The following is a 17,727-nucleotide window of genomic DNA, read 5'->3' on the forward strand; positions in this document are numbered from 1 at the left end:
CCTCCCGGGCAAACATTGCCGGTCACGGCACTAGCCGTTCGCACATCTGGTGCACGACGAAGCCCTCACCTCCCGCTCACGCAGCAGTCGGCTCGACCGCACCCGCGGAGAAGCCGAAGCCGTCCCCATGCCGAGGCCCCAGGTGAGGGCCATCGAGACGCCGGTGAGCACCGCGTGGATCGCGTACAGCACCGGAGCGATGAACATGAAGGTGAACTCGAGGTTGGCGACACCGAAGATGCCCGCGCCGACCGCGCCCGAACCGACCAGCCACTCAGCGAAGTTATGCAGACCGGTGCCGAGGACCGGCCGGATCAGACCGAAGACGATGGCGTAGACCCCAGGACCGCGAGGTCCGAGGGCCTGCTCCGGACGGGCCGAAAAACCCGGCTGAAGTGCTACTTCGTGAGGTTCCTCTCGATCTCCTCCTCCAGCTCGTCGGGCTCCCGGCCCGGAGTCTGGAGATTGAATTTGGTGATCGCGAACCGGAAGATCACGTAGTACACGACGGCGAAGGCCAGGCCGAGCGGAATGATCAGCCAGGGTTTGGTCGCCAGGTGCCAGTTGATGACGTAGTCGATCAGCCCGGCGGAGAAGCTGAAGCCGTCCTTGACCCCGAGCGCCCATGTCACGGCCATCGAGACGCCGGTGAGCACCGCGTGGATCGCGTAGAGCAGCGGTGCGACGAAGAGAAACGAGTACTCGATCGGTTCGGTGATTCCCGTCACGAACGAGGTCAGGGCGACCGAGAGCATCATGCCACCGACCGCTTTCCGGCGGTGCGGCTTGGCGCAGTGGTAGATCGCCAGTGCTGCCGCCGGGAGGGCGAACATCATGATCGGGAAGAAGCCCGAGGTGAACTGGCCGGCCGTCGGGTCGCCCTGCAGGAACCGGTTGATGTCACCGTGCACGACCGTCCCGTCCGGCTTGGTGAAGTCGCCGAACTGGAACCAGACGAAGGTGTTCAGGAACTGGTGGAGGCCGATGACCAGCAGGGCGCGGTTGGCGACACCGAAGATTCCGGAGCCCGCCCAGTCCAGGTCCACCAGCCACTTGGAGAAGCTGGTCAGGCCGTCACCGATCGGCTGCCAGAGCCATGCGCAGAGCGCCGCGACGAGAAGGCCGACGAACGCCATGATGATCGGGACGAGCCGGCGGCCGTTGAAGAAGCCCAGCCAGTCCACCAGCTTGACCCGGTGGTACCGCTGCCAGAACCGGGCAGACAGCAGACCCATCACGATGCCGCCGAACACCCCGGGGTTCTGGTACTCCGCGGCCGTGACCTTGGCCTCGCCGGTGACGCAGGTGCCGAACCAGGTGCCGCCCGAGGTGAACGTGGAACCGGGCGCGCAGTCCACCGGGAAGGCGTGCAGCACCGCGTAATAAACGAGGAAGCCGGTCACTGCGGCGAGCGCGGTCGAACCGTCCGACTTCTTCGCCATCCCGATGGCGACACCGACGCAGAACAGCAGCGGAAGGCCGAGTCCCGAGTCGAGCAGTGCGCCACCCGCGGCCGCGAACACCTTGGCGACATTGCCCCAACGCAGGCCCTTGTCGCCGAATACGTCCGGCTGGCCCAGCCGGTTGAGAATGCCTGCCGCCGGCAGGACGGCGATCGGGAGCTGGAGGCTGCGGCCCATCTTCTGGAGGCCCTGGAAGAGGCCGTTCCACCACGTCTTCTGTGGAAGTGCGGCGCTGCTCGAGCTCATCGGCATCCTCCCGGAAAACGGTGCGTTCGGCGGTCGTTGCAGGCTGGTATAGACCAGTTGAGGTGCGGTGCGTAACCCGCCCGGAAGACAGGGAACCGGTGATCGTCATCCTTCGGGACGGCCCAGTCACTCGCCCGCGAAGCTGGGCCAAACGTGCGTTACGGTGACGAAACGGACCCATGGTGGGCCGTCGCATGCATGTGAACAACCAGGGAGAAGGCCATGGCCAGCAAGGCTGAGAAGATCGTCGCCGGGCTCGGCGGTATCGAGAACATCGATGAGATCGAAGGCTGCATCACGCGCCTGCGAACCGAGGTCCACGACCCCAGCAAGGTCGACGAAGCCGCGCTCAAGGCCGCCGGAGCCCACGGTGTCGTCAAAATGGGCACCGCGATCCAGGTCGTCATCGGCACCGATGCCGACCCCATCGCCGCCGACATCGAAGACATGATGTGACCAGCCGTCGAACCCCCCACTGAGCCGAAACGTCAGCACCACGCAGGCCCTGCCCACCCGGACGGGGCTTGCGGTGCACCCGAACGGCCGTCACTCCCGCACCCGATAAAGTCGACACCATGTCTCGTATCGACGGCCGCACCCCCGAACAGCTCCGCCCCGTCACCATCGAACGCGGATGGAGCAAGCACGCCGAAGGCTCCGTACTCATCTCCTTCGGCGACACCAAGGTTTTCTGCACCGCCTCCGTCACCGAAGGTGTCCCCCGCTGGCGCAAGGGCAGCGGCGAAGGCTGGGTCACCGCCGAATACTCCATGCTGCCCCGCTCCACCAACACCCGCGGCGACCGCGAATCCGTACGCGGCAAGATCGGCGGCCGCACCCACGAGATCAGCCGTCTCATCGGCCGCTCCCTGCGCGCCGTCGTCGACTACAAGGCCCTCGGCGAGAACACCATCGTCCTCGACTGCGACGTCCTCCAGGCCGACGGCGGCACCCGCACCGCCGCCATCACCGGCGCCTACGTCGCCCTCGCCGACGCCGTCACCTGGGCCCAGCGCAAGAAGCTCGTCAAGCACGGCCGCAAGCCGCTGACCGACACCGTCTCGGCGATCAGCGTCGGCATCGTCGACGGCGCCCCCCTCCTCGACCTCTGCTACGAGGAGGACGTCCGCGCCGAGACCGACATGAACGTCGTCTGCACCGGCGACGGCCGCTTCGTCGAGGTTCAGGGCACCGCCGAGGCCACCCCCTTCGACCGCAAGGAACTGGGCGCCCTCCTCGACCTCGCCACCGTCGGCTGCGCAGACCTCACCGCTTTCCAGAACGAGGCCCTGGCCCGCACGCTGAGCGAGTAAAGAAGCAACCAAATACGCACCACAACGCGTCGTTACGAACACGGGCGCACGGGTCGAACCGTGCGCCCGTCCGCGTATCCGCACCTGGGGAGGAACCGCACCATGGCCGAGGCCACCCGCCACCGCCGCATCACCGTCGCGCTGACCCTGACCGCCCTCACTCTCACCGCGACAGCCGGCTGCGGCGCCGTCGACAAAGCACTCGACTGCGTCCGCACCGCCGACGCCATCGCCACCAGCGTCGACAACCTCCAACAGGCCGTCTCCAACGCCTCGAACGACCCCACCCAGGCATCCGAAGCCCTCGACGAGATCGACAAGGAACTCGGCAACCTCGGCGACCAGACCGACAACGCCGACCTCGGCAAGGCCGTCGACGACCTGCAGTCCGGCGTCGGCAACGTCCGCGACTCCATCGACAAGGGCGACGCCACCCCCGACATCACCCCGGTCACCGACGCCGCCAAGGAGATCGGCAAGGTCTGCACGCCCTGATCACCGTTCCTAGCCAGTGTGCATGAGTGAGTCCTGGACCCACTGCTGCGTGCTGGGCGCATCCCGAACGGTGTTGGATGCGCTGGGTTCCCGCTTTCGCGTCCCGTTCGGTAACGGCTCTCCAGGGAGCCGGTCCGTTGCGGGTGGGCGGATTCCCTCACGCCCCCGGTTGCCTGGTCCGGCCTGGACGGTCCGATGCCCCGCACGATCACTCCGGTCGTGTGGGGGCGGTGCCGTCCGACGCCGTACCGGGTGTCCGAGGGCGCGTCGTCCGATCGCGATACCGGCGGCATCATGACGGGACATTCTGCGGTGCGGGTTGGCCAGTGGCTTCTGCCAGTGCTGGGCACCCCACATCGAGGTGTAGGCGGGGTCGACCGCGACAATACTCAGGCCCTGTTCGGCGGCCATGGAAACGAGCCGGGCCTTGAGCTTTCCGGTCGGGATGCCGGAGATCAGCTGCCGGAACCGTTTCCTGCGGCCGTGTTTCTCGCGGGTCTTCTCGGCGGTGAAGTCGAGGTCTTCGATGGCGATCGCGGCGACACCGGCACGCTTGGCCCAGTGGATCAGCCGGGTCAGGGCGTGGCGGATCTGTGCGTCGCGGTGACCGGCCGAACCGGACAGGTCGTAGAAGAACCGCCGGGGCTCGCCGATGGGGTTGCCGTGTGGGTCGAGGTGGTAGGCGGCGAAGTGGTCGGCGTTGGTGTCGACGCCGATCACGCCCCGGGCCCGGGCTGCTTCCAGCGGGATGGTCTTCACGACGGGGCGTTGCCAGGACGCGGTCAGGTACCAGCGGCCACGGTCCACGTCGAGGTGGATGCGGTAGGCCACGGCCCGGTTCGCGACAATGCGATCGGCCCACTCCTGACCCCGGTGCGCAAACGCCGCTGTCGAGTTGAGGGTGTACCGGCCATGCTTGGCGTTGGCCAGGTGTGCGAGCGGGGCGGGCAGTTTGATGCTGACCTCGCCGTCTGGGGTGACGCGGATGGTCTCGTTCCCGAACCGTTTCCCGGACTCGCCGTCGGCGGCGATGAACCAGCGTTCCGCTTCCCAGCGCTCCCGCCACTGATCTTCGGTCAGCTGGGCCTGGGTGAGGTGGTGGCGGGTGTTGAGGAGGCGTTTGCCCCCGCGTACGACCCGGACGCGTCCGGCCTGCCGGTCACGGACCGCGGCATCGTGCCGGGCTTCCAGCGCCGCGAGGCGCCGGGACTTGTGGAACCACTCACCCTTGGAACGGTAGCCACCGGCTGCCCGCTTCGTTCCCGGCGCGCCGATGGGGAGGGACAGGCGGTGCCGCAGCGTCCCGATCCCGGCCTCCAGATTCCGGATGTGCGCCGCCTGACAACGGCGCGCCAGCGCCCACTGATCGTGCGTGGCCTTCGTGATCGCACCGGCGATCCGCGACGACGACTGCGCGGTCAGGTCCCGCTTGCGCGACGCCCAGGTCTCCTTGCTGTGCTCCAGGCCATCCGCACAACGGGCCCTGAGGTCGCGGGAAGCGAGCGCGCCCTGGTGCTCACCGACCGCACGCAGGACTATCTCGTCCTGGGGGGTGAGGTGCTTGAGACGGTCCCGGACCGCCACCCCGCACGGCCCGGGCACCACGAAGGGCGCGGCCAGCTCCCGCAAACCACCCACCACAACACCCCCTCCCACGAGACCGGACACCCGCTACCCAGTCCAACGAGCACCAGCCGCCAAGGTCACCCATTCGGCCCCAGAACTACCGTTCCCACTCCCGCGAAGCCACCGACAGGACTCACTCCTGCTCACTACAACGCACTTCAGCTCAGCAAACCGACAGCAGCTCACAACCCCCGATACTGGGTGACATGACCCGCCTCATCCTCGCCACCCGCAACGCCGGGAAGATCACCGAACTCCACGCGATCCTCGCCGACGCAGGCCTCGACCACGAGCTCGTCGGCGCGGACGCGTATCCCCACATTCCCGACGTCAAGGAGACCGGCGTCACCTTCGCCGAGAACGCCCTCCTCAAGGCCCACGCCCTCGCGAAGGCCACCGGCCACCCCGCCATCGCCGACGACTCCGGCCTCTGCGTGGACGTACTCGGCGGCGCCCCCGGCATCTTCTCCGCCCGCTGGGCCGGCACCCACGGCGACGACCGGGCCAACCTGGACCTGCTCCTGGCCCAGCTCTCCGACATCGACAACCCTCACCGCGGCGCCCACTTCGCCTGCGCGGCAGCCCTGGCCCTCCCCGACGGCACGGAACGCGTGGTCGAGGGCCGCCTGCTGGGCACCCTGCGCCACACCCCGTCCGGCACGAACGGCTTCGGCTACGACCCGATCCTCCAGCCGGACGGCGAAACCCGCACCTGCGCGGAACTGACCCCGGCGGAGAAGAACGCGATCAGCCACCGCGGCAAGGCGTTCCGGGCGCTGGTACCGGTGGTGCGGGAGCTGTTGAGCCAGGCGTAACGGGTAAGAGAACGGCCTGCGAACCAAGTAGATTGATTCGCAGGCCGTTTACTGTGCGGCGGAAGGGATTCGAACCCTCAAGCCGTTTCACGGGCCACAGATCCTAAGTCTGCTGTGTCGCCATTGCACCACCGCCGCCAGCCGTCAGACATGCTACCGGGGTGTGCCTGCGGGCCGGCAGGTACGGGGTCAGAACCTCGGATCCGGCGTCTGGGTCGCGGCCAGTTCTGCCGCCTCCTCATGTGTCTCCACCGACGGCGGGGAGCCGGCCAGGGGCTTCTGGGCGGTCTCCTTCATGCAGGCCACGGCGATCACGCCGACCAGGGCCGCCGCCATCGCGGGGATGTCGCTCACATCTTCTCGGCCGTCCGAGGCAGTCCTCGACGGTTCGGGTTCAGATCCCGAGGTCCTTGATGATCTTGGCTACGTGGCCGGTGGCCTTGACGTTGTAGAGGGCTCGCTCGACCTTGCCCGCTTCGTCCACGACGATCGTGGAGCGGATGACGCCCGTCACCGTTTTGCCGTAGAGCTTCTTCTCGCCGAAGGCGCCGTATGCCTCAAGGGTCTCCTTGGAGGGGTCGCCGACCAGGGTGACCTTGAGGTCCTCCTTCTCGCGGAACTTGGCGAGCTTCTCGGGCTTGTCGGGGGAGACGCCGATGACGTCGTATCCGGCGCCGGTGAGCAGGTCCAGGTTGTCGGTGAAGTCGCAGGCCTGCTTGGTGCAGCCGGGAGTGAGGGCGGCCGGGTAGAAGTAGACGATGACCTTGCGGCCCTTGTGGTCGGCGAGCGAGATCTCGTTGCCGTCGGCGTCGGGGAGGGTGAAAGCGGGGGCGGTGTCGCCGGGCTGGAGTCGCTCGCTCATGGTTCTCCTCAGGTGGCACGTGGGGTGTACGGGACCGAGCGTAATAGGGGTGCCGCCGGGAACGTGGGCGGTCGAGCTGACAGACTGTCGATGAAGGTTTACCGGACGAGGACCACGGAGGCGGCGCAGTGTCGGATGCCAGGACCCCTGCGCAGATCGAGGCGGACATCATCAGCAGGCGTGAGCAGCTTGCGGTGGTGCTCGATGAGATCGGGGTGCGGGTGCACCCGAAGACGATCATGGGTGATGCGAAGGCCAAGGCCGCCGAGGCCGTGGACCGGACGGCCGGGCGGGCTTTTGTGGCGGTGAACCGGACGGTGTCGGACGTGAAGGCGCGGTTTGTGTCCGAGGACGGCGCCCCGCGTCTGGAGCGGGTGATTCCGGCGGCGTTGCTCGCGGCGGGTGTCGTGGGTCTGATCGCGGTGTCGAAGCGGCGGCGGAAGAACTGATGCCGCGGTCCGTTCACCCCGGATGCGTGCGGAGCCGCGGCGGACAGGTAGGTTGCGGGGCGTGAGCGAGAACACCGACGACAAGCTGCCCATCCGCATGCTCCATGACCGTGTGCTGGTCCGGTCCGATACGCCGGAGGGCGAGCGGCGCTCGGGTGGCGGCATTCTGATTCCGGCGACGGCTGCGGTCGGCCGCCGACTGGCCTGGGCCGTGGTGGTCGCGGTGGGTCAGAACGTGCGGACGGTGGAACCGGGCGACCGGGTGTTGTACGACCCCGAGGACCGCGCGGAGGTCGAGGTGCGCGGTGTGGCGTATGTGCTGATGCGCGAGCGGGATCTGCATGCGGTGGCGGCGGACCGGTTCGAGGGGTCGGTGGATTCGACCGGGCTGTATCTGTAGGCGGCAGTAGTTGCGAGTGTGGCCTGGTGACCGGTGCCACCAGGCCCTTTGCATGTTCTTTGCTATCGTGGGGTGACCCCGACGAGACGCGCCGTACCGGGTTATGCAAAGACGACGCACCCCGTGTTGTTCGCGTTTTCTGTCTCGTCGGAGGTGCTGTCGTGGCGTGGGTTCTGCTGATTGTCGCCGGTTTGCTGGAAGTGGCCTGGTCGATCGGGCTGAAGTACACCGAGGGGTTCACCCGGCTGTGGCCGAGCGTGTTCACGGGGCTCGGGATCGTGGGGAGCATGGTGTTGCTGTCCCAGGCCGCCAAGACGCTGCCGATCGGTACGGCGTACGGCGTGTGGGTCGGTATCGGTGCCGCCGGTGCGGCGGTTCTCGGCATGGTGGTGCTGGGTGAGCCGGTGACCGCCGCCCGGATCTTCTTCATCTCTCTGCTGCTGGTGGCCGTGGTGGGGCTGAAGGTGACCTCGGGTCACTGACGCGGCGCCGGGGTGCCCTGCGGTGCCGGGGTGCCGGGGTCGCCCGGGAGGAAGTCGTAGCCGTCCTCGCCGCCGTTCTCCGCGCCGCCGTTCTCCGCGCCGCCGATTTCCGTTCCGCCGCCGGTCGGGCTGCCGGTTTCCGTGCCGCCGGTGGCGGGTTCGCTGCTCCCGGGGGTCGACGGGCTGCTGGGCGGGATACTCCCGGGGCTGCTGGGCGTTGTGCTGGAGGGGGTCTCGGACGGTGTTCCGGTGGTGCCGGGGCTGGAGTTCTCCTCGGTCGGCTGGACGGTTTCTTCGGCGCCGCTTTCGAGGCTGAGGTCGAAGTTCTCGACCGTGGTGCCGCGCAGCGCGGCCTCGGTGTACTGGGCCCAGGTCTGGGCGGGCGCGCCGCCGCCGTTGATGCGGGCCAGTCCGAGTGCTCCGTAGAGCGGTTTCTGCACGCCGGTTTCGGGGTCCTGGCCCATGACGGCGATGACGGTGGTGAGGTCGGGGGTGTAGCCGGCGAACCAGGCCGCTTTGTCCTCCTCGGCCGTGCCGGTCTTGCCCGCGGCGGGGCGGCCGGCGCCCTGGGCGGCGATGCCGGAGCCGCTCTCGACGACGCTCTGGAGGATGGCGGTGGTGGTGTCGGCGGCTTCGCGGCTGACGGCCTGTTCGGTGTTCCTGTCGGGGAGTTCCAGGTCCTCGCCGCCCTTGCTGATCTTGTCGACGAGGGTGTACGCGCCGTGCCTGCCGTGGTTGGCGAGGGTGGCGTACGCCTCGGTCATGTCGAGGACGCTGGCGGTGGCGACGCCGAGCGCGATGGACGGGTAGGGGGCGAGATCGGGGGTGTTCTTGGGGATGCCGAGGTCCATGGCGGTCTGCTTGACCTTGTCGGGGCCGACGTCCTCGGCCATCTGGGCGTAGACGGCGTTGACGGACTTGTCGGTGGCGACGCGGACGGTGATGGGCCCGTAGCTGATGTCGTCCTCGTTGGCGGGGGCGTATCCGGTGGGTCCGTTCGGGCCCTGGACCATGCGTTTGTTGGTGCCGTCGTACACGGTGTTGGGGGTGATGCGCCGGCCGTCCTGGGTGGTGGAGCCGCCCGCGACGGCGGAGGTGAAGACGAAGGGCTTGAAGGTGGAGCCGACCTGGTAGTCGCGGCGGGTGGCGTTGTTCACGTACTGCTTGGTGTAGTCGACGCCGCCGTACATGGCGACGACCCGGCCGGTGCCGGTGTCGATGGAGGCGCCGCCGACGCGGACATTGCGGTCGGCCTCGCGCTCTGTGCTCGTCCGGGACATGACGTTGTCGTCGACGGCTTTGACGAGCGCGTTCTGTTTCTTCTTCTCCAGTGTGGTGGTGATCCGGTAGCCGCCGGTGGCCAGGGTGTTCTCGTCGATGACGTTGTTGCTGGTGAGGTAGTCCTCGACGGCCTGGACGATGTAGCCGCGCTGTCCGGAGAGTCCGGTGGGCGGCTTGACCTTGCCGGGTACGGGGAATTCCATGGCGGCGCGTTCGCCGGCGGCGAGCCACTTCTCCTTGACCATGCCGTCGAGTACGTAGTTCCAGCGCGCGAGGGCCGCGGCCTTGTTCTGGGGGTGGGCGACGACGTCGTACGCGCTGGGGGCGTTGAGCAGGGAGGCGAGGTAGGCGCCCTCGGCGGTGGTGATGTCGCCGATGTCCTTGCTGTAGTAGGCCTGTGCGGCGGCCTGGATGCCGTAGGCGTTGCGGCCGAAGTAGCTGGTGTTGAGGTAGCCCTCGAAGATCTGGTTCTTGGACTCCTCGCGGTCGAGTTTGACCGCGATGAAGAACTCCTTGATCTTGCGGATGATGGTCTGTTCCTGGCCGAGGTAGTAGTTCTTGACGTACTGCTGGGTGATGGTCGAGCCGCCCTGTTTGCCCTTGCCGGTGAGGGTGTTCCAGGCGGCGCGGGCCATGGCTGTGGGGTCGACGGCCCGTTCGGAGTAGAAGTCGCGGTCCTCAGCGGCGAGGACGGCGTGCTGGACGGTGAGCGGGACCTGGGCGAGTTTGACGTTCTCCCGGTTGACCTCGCCGGAGCGGGCGATGACGCTGCCGTCCTTGTAGAGGTAGACGTTGGACTGCGCGGTGGCGCTGGCGTTGGCGGGCGGGATGTCGACGAGCTGGTATCCGGCGATGAAGCCGCCGATCAGGAGCAGGGCGACGACGAGGACTGCGCCGAGGACCATCCGCCAGGTGGGGACGGCGCGGCGCCAGCCGGTGCGCTTGGGGCGCTTCGGCTTCTTCGCCCGGCCGGCTTCGCCGCCCTGATCTGCGCTGTTGCCGCTGTTGCTGCCATGGGCGGACGGGTTCCTGGGGTCCCAGCCCCAGGGTTCGTGTTCCCCACTCGGCTGCTGTGGCTCGTCGCTCATGTCCGTGCAGACTCCTCGGCCGCGGTCAGTTCCCCCATAGTGCCCTTTTCTGTGGAATAAGCGCCGGATCGACCCCTGAAAAGCGGTCGCGGCGGTCGTCTTCGTTGGACTAAGGTCTTGCGCTTTGGTGGCCAACGCCGTTGGGTGCCCGGGCGATGGGGGTGGATGCGGTGCGGCTGTACGCGGTGGTGGCGGCGGGTGGGTTCCGGCGCTATGCCACTTACCGGACCGCGACGGCGGCGGGAGTGTTCACCAACACCGTCTTCGGTTTCATCATGGCGTACACCTATGTGGCGCTGTGGGACGAGCGTCCGCAGCTCGGCGGTTACGACATGCCCCAGGCGCTCACCTATGTGTGGCTGGGGCAGGCGCTGTTGATGACCTGCGCCATGATGGGCGGCGGTTTCGAGGACGAGCTGATCGAGCGGATCCGCACGGGCGATGTCGCGGTGGATCTCTACCGGCCGGTGGATCTCCAACTGTGGTGGCTGGCAGGCGACTTGGGTCGGGCGGCGTTCCATCTGCTGGGCCGCGGCATCGTGCCGATGCTGCTGGGCTCGCTCGCCTTCGATCTGGCCCTGCCCGCCTCGCCGGGGGTCTGGCTGGCCTTCCTCGTCTCGGTGGCACTCGGCGTCGTGGTCAGTTTCGCGATCCGCTATCTGGTGGCGCTCTCCGCGTTCTGGCTGCTGGACGGGGCGGGGGTGTCGCAGATGACGGCCCTGGCCGGGATGTTCTTCTCCGGGATGCTGCTGCCGCTGACGCTGTTCCCCGGGGTGCTGGGCGACGTGGCGCGGGTGTTGCCGTGGTCGTCGCTGCTCCAGGTGCCGGCCGATGTGCTGCTCGGCAAGAGCACGGGGTGGGAGCTGGTGGAGGCGTACGCCTTCCAGGGCGGCTGGGCGCTGACGCTGCTGCTGGTGGGGCGGTTGGTGCAGTCGGTGGCGACGAGGAGGGTGGTGGTTCAGGGTGGCTGAGACGGCCGGTGCGGTGGAGGTGGCCGAGGCGGCGGACACGCCCGAGGTGGTGTTCGTCGAGCGGTCGAGGCTTGTCGAGGGGGTCCGGGCGTACGGGCTGATCGCGACGATGTGGCTGCGCTCGACGATGGCGTACCGCGCCTCGTTCGCGATGACGGCGTTCGGGAACTTCGCGGTGACCGCCTTCGACTTCGTCGCGATCCTGCTGATGTTCCAGCACGTGGATGCGCTGGGCGGTTACACGCTGGCGGAGATCGCGCTGCTGTACGGGGCCTCGGGCACCGCGTTCGGCCTCGCCGACCTGGTGATGGGCTCGATGGACCGGCTGGGGCGGCGGGTGCGCGACGGCACGCTGGACACGCTGCTGGTGCGGCCGGTGCCGGTGCTCGCCCAGGTCGCGGCGGACCGGTTCGCGCTGCGCAGGATGGGGCGGATCACTCAGGGGGCGCTGGTCCTGGGGTACGCGCTGGTGAAGCTGGACATCGGGTGGACACCGCTGAAGGTGGCGATGGTTCCGCTGATGCTGCTGAGCGGGGCGGCGATCTTCGCGGCGGTGTTCGTGGCCGGGGCGGCGTTCCAGTTCGTCGCGCAGGATGCCTCCGAGGTGCAGAACTCCTTCACGTACGGCGGGAACACCCTGCTCCAGTACCCGCCGTCGATCTTCGCGAAGGACCTGGTGCGCGGGGTCACGTTTGTTGTGCCGCTGGCCTTCGTGAACTGGCTGCCCGCGCTGTATGTGCTGGGCCGGGACTATCCGCTGGGCCTGCCGGACTGGGTGGCGTTCCTGCCTCCGGTGGTGGCGGGCCTGTGCTGGCTGCTCGCGGGCCTGGCCTGGCGCTCGGGCCTGCGCGCGTACCGCAGCACAGGCAGTTGACGAAAACATCGAGCAGGGCGAGGGCAAGGGCGAGGGCATCGGACATGAACGCAGAAACCCACACCGACACCGACACCGACACCGACACGGACATCCGCACGGACATCGGCACGGACATCGGCAAGGGCACCGACACCGGCTTCATCGAGCTCGACAACGTCGAAAAGGTCTTCGACGTGCGCCGCAAGACCGGCTTCATGCGCAGTGAACGCCGCGAGGTGCGAGCGGTCGACTCCATCAGCTTCCGCGTCGCGCGCGGCGAGATGGTCGGCTACATCGGCCCGAACGGTGCCGGGAAGTCGACGACGATCAAGATGCTGACCGGCATCCTCACCCCGAGCGGCGGCCGGCTGCGGGTGGCGGGCATCGACCCGTCCAGGGAGCGTACGAGGCTGGCTCACCGCATTGGTGTGGTGTTCGGCCAGCGCACCACGCTCTGGTGGGACCTGCCGCTGCGCGACTCGTACCGGTTGATGCACCGGATGTACCGGATTCCCGACGCCCGCTACCGCGAGAATCTGGACCGCTGCGTCGAACTCCTCGATCTGGGCGAGCTGTTGGACGTACCCGTACGGCAGCTTTCGCTGGGGCAGCGGATGCGCGGCGACATCGCGGCGGCGCTGCTGCACGATCCCGAGGTGCTGTACCTGGACGAGCCGACGATCGGTCTGGACGTCGTCTCCAAGGCCAAAGTCCGTGGATTCCTGAGGGACTTGAATGCCGAACGTGGCACGACCGTGCTGCTCACCACGCACGATCTGACGGACATCGAGCAGCTCTGCAAGCGTGTGATGGTGATCGACCACGGCCGTCTGATGTACGACGGGGCGCTTGCCGGACTGCATGAGGTGGGCGAGAGTGAGCGGACGCTGGTGGTCGACCTGGAGCGTCAACTCCCGCCGATCAGGCTGGAGTCGGTGCCTTCGGTCCGTACGGTGAAGGTGGAGGGGCCGCGCCAGTGGCTGGCCTTCCCGGCCTCGGAGTCGGCCGCACCGCTGGTCGCCCGGATCGCGGCGGACTACCCGCTGGTCGACCTGTCGGTGCGGGAGCCCGACATCGAGGCCGTGATCGCGAAGATGTACGCGTCGGCCGGCGGCATGCAGATCGGTGACGGGAGCGTACGCGTTCAATAGGCTGCGCGGTAGCAGCGCCTGAGGGACGCGGAGCGGGCGCGGGAGCTGGACCGGGAGCGCGGGCGCGAGCGGGGGCGGCTGGAGAAGGGTGAGGGAGACCGTTACTAGGACTCTTCCGATCGGGCCGACTCTGCCGCTACCAGGCGGGGCGCAGATCCTGAGGTTCTGTGAACAGGTCCTCGCGTTCGGCTTCGGCTCCGCCCGCCAGCCAGAGGTACCCCGGGCTCGGCGGGAACTCATCGGTCGGCGGCGCCGCGCTGTGGTAGCGCTGGGTGTCCGGCAGGGGCACCTCGGCCAGTGCGCCGTCCCGCATCGTCCACAGGCCGAAGACATCGTCCTCCTCGTCGTGGATCAGCACCTGCACTTTCCGGGGATCGGGCCACGGTAGCGACTCCAGATGCCTCAGCAGACCGGTGCGCGGCCTCATGCGGTCGAACTCGATGACCCACCCTCCTGCGAACAGGTCGAGCGCCCGGAACGTGCCACGCCAACTGCGTGACTCGTCGGGGAGGGTCAGTGGTTCCATGACCTCGTCGGCGTACAACGCCAGCACAATGACCTGTGCGATTCTGCTCATGGCAGAGTATGACGGCACGCCGCGCAGGGGTGGCAACCGGTTTTGGCGCGGGTGTCCCGCAGTCAGAGCTGGTCGGAGACGGGCCGGTCGTGTTGCAGGGCCGGCAGGTCGACCAATGAGCCCAGCCGCTGGTAGCCCGTGTCGTTCAGGTGGAGATGGTCGCCGCAGTCGTAGGCGGGCAGCAGCCGGGTCGGGTGGTACGGGTCGCGGGCCGCCTTGTCGAAGTCGATGACCGAGTCGAAGATCCTGCCCGCCCGGATGAGCTCGTTGACCTGTTCCCGTACGGCGTTCTGCGCGGGCGTCCAGGTGCGGAACCCCTCGTACGGCATCAGTGTCGCCCCGACGACCCGCAGTCCGCGTGCGTGGGCGCGCTGGGTCATGGACCGCAGTGCGTCCGCGATGCGCTGCGGGTCGGTCTCCTGCGGGAGCTGCTGCACATCGTTGATGCCGAGCGCGATGACCACCGTCTTCACCCCGGCGACGTCCAGAACGTCGCGGTCGAAGCGGGCGCTCGCCCGTGCGCCGCTGCCGTCGCGCAGGATGCGGTTGCCCGCGATACCGGCGTTGACCACTCCGTACCGGCCGCGCAGCCGGTCGGCGAGCACGTCGGGCCAGCGGCTGTTCGCGTCGAGGGTGGAGCCGGTGCCCGCGGTGAGCGAGTCACCGATCACCGCGATCGTTCCGGCGGCGGTCTCGTTGTGTACGTCGACGGCGGTGAGGTAGCGCCAGTCGGTGGTGCGCCGGGCGCCCCGCCCGTCCTCCACGTACGACGTCTGGTGGGTGCCCGGGTGGATGGTGACGGGGCCCTCGGCGGTGGGGGTGCGCAGGGTGACGACGAGATCGGCGTCGGCGGCGACCGGGACGAGGACCGGGTCGCTGACGATCTGTCCGCCCGCGGCGACGGTCACGGCGGCGGAGCCCCGGAAGGTCACGGGACGGGCGTTCACCGTGGCGTGGTCCACGACCAGCGGGTGCGTACCGAAGAGGTTCGAGAGGGTGATGCGGGCCGCGTCGCCGCCGATGCTGGTGTGCACGACGTTACGGATGGTGCGCCGGGTCAGGTCGCTGCCGTTGTACGTGTCGATCACCCCGGTGGTGGGGGCCGCCGCCCAGGTGCCGAGCCAGAGGCCGGTGGAGTGGGCCGGTGCGGCGGGCGTACGGGCCACGGACCGCGGGTCGGGTGCGGCGATCTGCTGCGACCGGGTGCCGGAGCCGGAGAAGAGCAGGGAGCCGGCGAACGCCACGCCGGTGGCGAGTGCGGCTGTGCCCGCCACGAGGGCGATGTGCAGGGCGTACCCCTGGCGCCTGGGCATGGGCGGTGTGTCTCCTCGTGGTGAGACCGACCGGCGCATGGCTGGGGCGGCGTCGCCCCCCCCTGTGCCGGTCGGTCTTAATCGGACTGATCCCATGATGGGGCAAGGCGTCGGGAACTCGGCGTGCGGCCCGGGAGTAGGTCAGGTAGGGACAATGCGTACGGGACACCGGGGGCGATGCGTACGCGGACGGGTGGAGCGGATGGAACGGATCGATGGGACCGGACCCGGGGAACAGGGTGCGGGGCAGCCGGAGCGTGCCCGGGAGCAGGTGGCGGGCGCGGCCCGTCCCGCGCCCGGCGGCCACCCAGCCCCCCTCGCCTCGTTCGCGTACACCGCAGCCGACGAGGAGAAGCGTCGCGGCGTACGCCGGATGAAGACCACGGCCACGGGCCTCCTTCTGCTGGTCGCGCTCGTGTACGTCCTCGCCACCTGGGCGAAGAACGCGGGTGTGGGCGGCTGGCCGGGCTTCGTCGCCGCGGCCGCCGAGGCGGGGATGGTGGGTGCGCTGGCCGACTGGTTCGCCGTCACGGCGCTGTTCAAGCGTCCGCTCGGCCTGCCGATCCCGCACACCGCCATCATCCCCTCCAAGAAGGACCAGCTGGGAGCCTCCCTGGGGGCCTTCGTCGGTGAGAATTTTCTCTCCGGCGATGTCGTACGCAGCCGTATCCATGCCCTGGGTATCGGTGGCCGGCTCGGCGCCTGGCTCGCCGAGCCGGAACACGCCGACCGGGTGACCGCCGAGCTGTCGACCGCGCTGCGCGGTGCGTTGACGGTGCTGCGGGACTCCGATGTGCAGGCCGTGGTGGGTGAGGCGATCACCCGGCGGGCCAATGCGGCGGAGATCGCTCCCGGCCTCGGCAAGATGCTGGAGAAGATCGTCGCGGACGGCGGCCACCGCAGGATGGTGGACCTGATCTGTGTGCGCGCCCACGACTGGCTGGTGCTGCACGGCGATTCGGTGATGGACGCGGTGCAGGGCGGGGCACCGGGCTGGACGCCGCGGTTCGTCGACAAGCGGGTGGGGGAGCGGGTCTACAAGGAACTGCTGCGCTTCATCACGGAGATGCGGGACATGCCGGGGCACCCGGCGCGCGGTTCGATCGACACGTTCCTGACGGACTTCGCGGCCGACCTCCAGACGGACTCGGACACCCGGGCACGGGTGGAGCGGCTGAAGTCGGAGATCCTGGGGCGCGGCGAGGTCCAGGAGGTCATCGCATCGGCATGGTCGTCGGTGCGCACGATGATGATCGCGGCTGCGGACGACGAGCAGAGCGAGCTGCGGCTGCGCGCGCGGGCCTCACTGCTGACGTTCGGCGCACGGTTGGCGACGGACGGGCGGATGCAGGCCAAGCTGGAGGGCTGGCTGGAGGACGCGGCGGTCTATGTCGTCACGACGTACCGCGCGGAGATCACGTCGCTGATCAGTGACACGGTCGCGAGCTGGGACGCGGACCAGACGTCGAAGAAGATCGAGGCGCACATCGGCCGTGACCTGCAGTTCATCCGGATCAACGGCACGGTGGTGGGTGCGCTGGCGGGGCTGCTGATCTATACGGTGTCGCGGGCGCTGGGGGCGTAGGGCCCGGGGTTCCGGCTCGTCGGAGCCTTAGACCGACCGGCAATTGGGGGGCGGCGTCACGGGGCTGGGGCACGCACCTCGCGGCGTTGTCGTCAATCACCATGGCTCCGCCATGGCTCAATCCTCCGCCTTGCGATGCACGCACCCCAGCCCCGCTCCTTCACCCACCCCCCAATTGCCGGTCGGTCTCAAGGGTTCCGGGTGCGTACCCGTTCTGTCGTACGGATACGCACCCGGCTTACGCGGGGGAGTGCCCTTGACTACGCACATGGCCCCGCCCGCGTTCAACGCGTCCGGTAGATGATCACCGGCTGATCACCGGCAATCCGTACGCGATTCAGGCGGCCCGGCGGGTGACCGCCCACGACGCGGCGGCCACGCCGCCCGCCACGGCGAAGACGGCGGGCCAGGCGCCGACCTTCTTGGCCAGCGGGTGCGAACCGGCGAACGCGGCGACATACGCGGTGGTCAGCCCGACGGCCGCGCGCGGCCCGGCCTGCCGGTTCCACTCGTACGCGGCGACGGTGCCCGCGGCGGCGAGGGCGACCCCGCCCAGCGGCCGCTTCTTGGTCCACCGTGCGACGGCGTACCCGCCGACCAGCCCGCTCGCCGCCACCGCCGCTGTCGGAACCTTCGCCATCGCAACCACCTTCGCCTTCTTGTCTGAGTTGTCCGGACCCGGAGTCCGGGTCTTCGAGGCTAACGCGGTGCCCGGACTTCCTGTCGCCGCGGGGGTGCACAAGCGTTTACCCTT

General features: G+C 68.8%; 19 protein-coding genes, 1 tRNA gene, 1 pseudogene and 1 riboswitch. Of the genes and pseudogenes, 11 read left to right on the plus strand and 10 right to left on the minus strand.

The window, feature by feature from the left end; translation table 11 throughout:
- Positions 1-30: 30 nt before the first annotated feature.
- Together OG953_RS27260 and OG953_RS27265 are read right to left on the minus strand one after the other, a co-directional pair.
- Positions 31-207: a hypothetical protein gene (locus tag OG953_RS27260; protein ID WP_405687529.1), complete on the minus strand. Its 177-nt coding sequence runs from the start codon at positions 205-207 to the stop codon at positions 31-33.
- A 191-nt stretch (positions 208-398) separates the two neighbouring features.
- Positions 399-1,709 (minus strand): PTS transporter subunit EIIC, encoded by a 1,311-nt coding sequence (locus OG953_RS27265; protein ID WP_405687530.1) that lies wholly within the window; start codon positions 1,707-1,709, stop codon positions 399-401.
- Positions 1,710-1,931: 222 nt separating this feature from the next.
- Here OG953_RS27265 and OG953_RS27270 point away from each other — a divergent pair, with 222 nt between their 5' ends.
- The 3 genes from OG953_RS27270 (at position 1,932) to OG953_RS27280 (ending at position 3,517) form a co-directional block, all read left to right on the plus strand.
- On the plus strand, positions 1,932-2,165 hold the full coding sequence (locus OG953_RS27270) for a glucose PTS transporter subunit EIIB (RefSeq protein WP_014156020.1): 234 nt from the start codon (positions 1,932-1,934) through the stop codon (positions 2,163-2,165).
- A 119-nt stretch (positions 2,166-2,284) separates the two neighbouring features.
- Positions 2,285-3,022, plus strand: a complete 738-nt coding sequence (gene rph, locus OG953_RS27275) for a ribonuclease PH (RefSeq protein WP_405687532.1) — start codon at positions 2,285-2,287, stop codon at positions 3,020-3,022.
- A 102-nt stretch (positions 3,023-3,124) separates the two neighbouring features.
- Positions 3,125-3,517: a hypothetical protein gene (locus OG953_RS27280; RefSeq protein ID WP_405687533.1), complete on the plus strand. Its 393-nt coding sequence runs from the start codon at positions 3,125-3,127 to the stop codon at positions 3,515-3,517.
- A 9-nt stretch (positions 3,518-3,526) separates the two neighbouring features.
- Here the strand turns inward: OG953_RS27280 and OG953_RS27285 are convergent, their stop codons facing one another.
- Positions 3,527-5,155, minus strand: coding sequence for an IS200/IS605 family accessory protein TnpB-related protein (locus OG953_RS27285; protein ID WP_405692091.1), 1,629 nt, complete (start codon positions 5,153-5,155; stop codon positions 3,527-3,529).
- Positions 5,156-5,349: 194 nt separating this feature from the next.
- Here OG953_RS27285 and rdgB point away from each other — a divergent pair, with 194 nt between their 5' ends.
- Positions 5,350-5,958 (plus strand): RdgB/HAM1 family non-canonical purine NTP pyrophosphatase, encoded by a 609-nt coding sequence (rdgB, locus tag OG953_RS27290; RefSeq protein WP_189279139.1) that lies wholly within the window; start codon positions 5,350-5,352, stop codon positions 5,956-5,958.
- A 54-nt stretch (positions 5,959-6,012) separates the two neighbouring features.
- Here the strand turns inward: rdgB and OG953_RS27295 are convergent.
- The 3 genes and pseudogenes from OG953_RS27295 to bcp all read right to left on the minus strand — a co-directional run bounded on the left by OG953_RS27295 (position 6,013) and on the right by bcp (position 6,820).
- Positions 6,013-6,096: transfer RNA gene (locus OG953_RS27295), tRNA-Leu, on the minus strand.
- A gap of 51 nt (positions 6,097-6,147) precedes the next feature.
- Positions 6,148-6,297: pseudogene (locus OG953_RS27300) on the minus strand (MFS transporter); the annotation flags it as partial.
- Between the two features lie 55 nt (positions 6,298-6,352).
- A complete protein-coding gene (bcp, locus tag OG953_RS27305) occupies positions 6,353-6,820 on the minus strand; it encodes a thioredoxin-dependent thiol peroxidase (RefSeq protein ID WP_405687535.1) in 468 nt (155 codons plus the stop codon).
- Positions 6,821-6,948: 128 nt separating this feature from the next.
- On the opposite strand from bcp, the gene OG953_RS27310 reads away from it, so the two are divergent.
- The 3 genes from OG953_RS27310 to OG953_RS27320 all read left to right on the plus strand — a co-directional run bounded on the left by OG953_RS27310 (position 6,949) and on the right by OG953_RS27320 (position 8,151).
- The gene (locus tag OG953_RS27310) at positions 6,949-7,269 is read left to right on the plus strand and encodes a DUF3618 domain-containing protein (protein WP_405687537.1); all 321 of its coding nucleotides are present in this window, start codon (positions 6,949-6,951) and stop codon (positions 7,267-7,269) included.
- A 61-nt stretch (positions 7,270-7,330) separates the two neighbouring features.
- The gene (locus OG953_RS27315; protein WP_030923137.1) at positions 7,331-7,669 is read left to right on the plus strand and encodes a co-chaperone GroES; all 339 of its coding nucleotides are present in this window, start codon (positions 7,331-7,333) and stop codon (positions 7,667-7,669) included.
- A gap of 55 nt (positions 7,670-7,724) precedes the next feature.
- Positions 7,725-7,790: riboswitch (guanidine-III (ykkC-III) riboswitch) on the plus strand.
- Between the two features lie 40 nt (positions 7,791-7,830).
- Positions 7,831-8,151 carry a DMT family transporter gene (locus OG953_RS27320; RefSeq protein ID WP_405687538.1) on the plus strand — a complete coding sequence of 107 codons (321 nt, stop codon included), beginning with the start codon at positions 7,831-7,833 and terminating at the stop codon, positions 8,149-8,151.
- Here OG953_RS27320 and OG953_RS27325 read toward each other — a convergent pair.
- The gene (locus tag OG953_RS27325; protein ID WP_405687540.1) at positions 8,145-10,520 is read right to left on the minus strand and encodes a transglycosylase domain-containing protein; all 2,376 of its coding nucleotides are present in this window, start codon (positions 10,518-10,520) and stop codon (positions 8,145-8,147) included. The genes OG953_RS27320 and OG953_RS27325 overlap by 7 nt on opposite strands.
- Positions 10,521-10,690: 170 nt before the next feature.
- On the opposite strand from OG953_RS27325, the gene OG953_RS27330 reads away from it, so the two are divergent.
- The 3 genes from OG953_RS27330 to OG953_RS27340 are packed head-to-tail and all read left to right on the plus strand — an operon-like array spanning position 10,691 to position 13,498.
- Entirely contained in the window at positions 10,691-11,491 is an 801-nt protein-coding gene (locus tag OG953_RS27330; RefSeq protein WP_405692092.1) for an ABC transporter permease, read from the plus strand.
- Complete coding sequence (locus OG953_RS27335) at positions 11,484-12,365, plus strand: ABC transporter permease (protein ID WP_405687542.1); 882 nt, start codon at positions 11,484-11,486, stop codon at positions 12,363-12,365. The genes OG953_RS27330 and OG953_RS27335 overlap by 8 nt, the downstream gene beginning before the upstream one ends.
- 44 nt (positions 12,366-12,409) lie before the next feature.
- Entirely contained in the window at positions 12,410-13,498 is a 1,089-nt protein-coding gene (locus OG953_RS27340) for an ATP-binding cassette domain-containing protein (protein WP_405687543.1), read from the plus strand.
- Positions 13,499-13,634: 136 nt separating this feature from the next.
- Here OG953_RS27340 and OG953_RS27345 read toward each other — a convergent pair whose 3' ends face one another.
- Both OG953_RS27345 and OG953_RS27350 read right to left on the minus strand, forming a co-directional pair.
- Complete coding sequence (locus tag OG953_RS27345; protein WP_405687544.1) at positions 13,635-14,075, minus strand: hypothetical protein; 441 nt, start codon at positions 14,073-14,075, stop codon at positions 13,635-13,637.
- Between the two features lie 62 nt (positions 14,076-14,137).
- Positions 14,138-15,388 carry a GDSL-type esterase/lipase family protein gene (locus tag OG953_RS27350; protein WP_405687546.1) on the minus strand — a complete coding sequence of 417 codons (1,251 nt, stop codon included), beginning with the start codon at positions 15,386-15,388 and terminating at the stop codon, positions 14,138-14,140.
- Positions 15,389-15,590: 202 nt separating this feature from the next.
- On the opposite strand from OG953_RS27350, the gene OG953_RS27355 reads away from it, so the two are divergent.
- Positions 15,591-16,973: a DUF445 domain-containing protein gene (locus OG953_RS27355; protein WP_405687547.1), complete on the plus strand. Its 1,383-nt coding sequence runs from the start codon at positions 15,591-15,593 to the stop codon at positions 16,971-16,973.
- A 337-nt stretch (positions 16,974-17,310) separates the two neighbouring features.
- On the opposite strand, the gene OG953_RS27360 is transcribed toward OG953_RS27355, so the two are convergent.
- Positions 17,311-17,613, minus strand: coding sequence for a hypothetical protein (locus tag OG953_RS27360; protein ID WP_405687549.1), 303 nt, complete (start codon positions 17,611-17,613; stop codon positions 17,311-17,313).
- Positions 17,614-17,727 lie beyond the last annotated feature (114 nt).

Origin of the sequence: Streptomyces sp. NBC_00057 (assembly GCF_045041165.1) — a bacterium.
GTDB lineage: Bacteria > Actinomycetota > Actinomycetes > Streptomycetales > Streptomycetaceae > Streptomyces.

Bases quoted from the DNA above. Each gene is read 5' to 3' on its own strand.
- OG953_RS27270 (WP_014156020.1), top strand. From the start codon at position 1,932: ATGGCCAGCAAGGCTGAGAAGATCGTCGCCGGGCTCGGCGGTATCGAG.
- bcp (WP_405687535.1), bottom strand. From the start codon at position 6,820: ATGAGCGAGCGACTCCAGCCCGGCGACACCGCCCCCGCTTTCACCCTC.
- rph (WP_405687532.1), top strand. From the start codon at position 2,285: ATGTCTCGTATCGACGGCCGCACCCCCGAACAGCTCCGCCCCGTCACC.
- OG953_RS27325 (WP_405687540.1), bottom strand. From the start codon at position 10,520: ATGAGCGACGAGCCACAGCAGCCGAGTGGGGAACACGAACCCTGGGGC.
- OG953_RS27360 (WP_405687549.1), bottom strand. From the start codon at position 17,613: ATGGCGAAGGTTCCGACAGCGGCGGTGGCGGCGAGCGGGCTGGTCGGC.
- OG953_RS27340 (WP_405687543.1), top strand. From the start codon at position 12,410: ATGAACGCAGAAACCCACACCGACACCGACACCGACACCGACACGGAC.
- OG953_RS27345 (WP_405687544.1), bottom strand. From the start codon at position 14,075: ATGAGCAGAATCGCACAGGTCATTGTGCTGGCGTTGTACGCCGACGAG.
- OG953_RS27260 (WP_405687529.1), bottom strand. From the start codon at position 207: ATGTTCATCGCTCCGGTGCTGTACGCGATCCACGCGGTGCTCACCGGC.
- OG953_RS27355 (WP_405687547.1), top strand. From the start codon at position 15,591: ATGGAACGGATCGATGGGACCGGACCCGGGGAACAGGGTGCGGGGCAG.
- OG953_RS27265 (WP_405687530.1), bottom strand. From the start codon at position 1,709: ATGAGCTCGAGCAGCGCCGCACTTCCACAGAAGACGTGGTGGAACGGC.
- OG953_RS27280 (WP_405687533.1), top strand. From the start codon at position 3,125: ATGGCCGAGGCCACCCGCCACCGCCGCATCACCGTCGCGCTGACCCTG.
- rdgB (WP_189279139.1), top strand. From the start codon at position 5,350: ATGACCCGCCTCATCCTCGCCACCCGCAACGCCGGGAAGATCACCGAA.
- OG953_RS27350 (WP_405687546.1), bottom strand. From the start codon at position 15,388: ATGCCCAGGCGCCAGGGGTACGCCCTGCACATCGCCCTCGTGGCGGGC.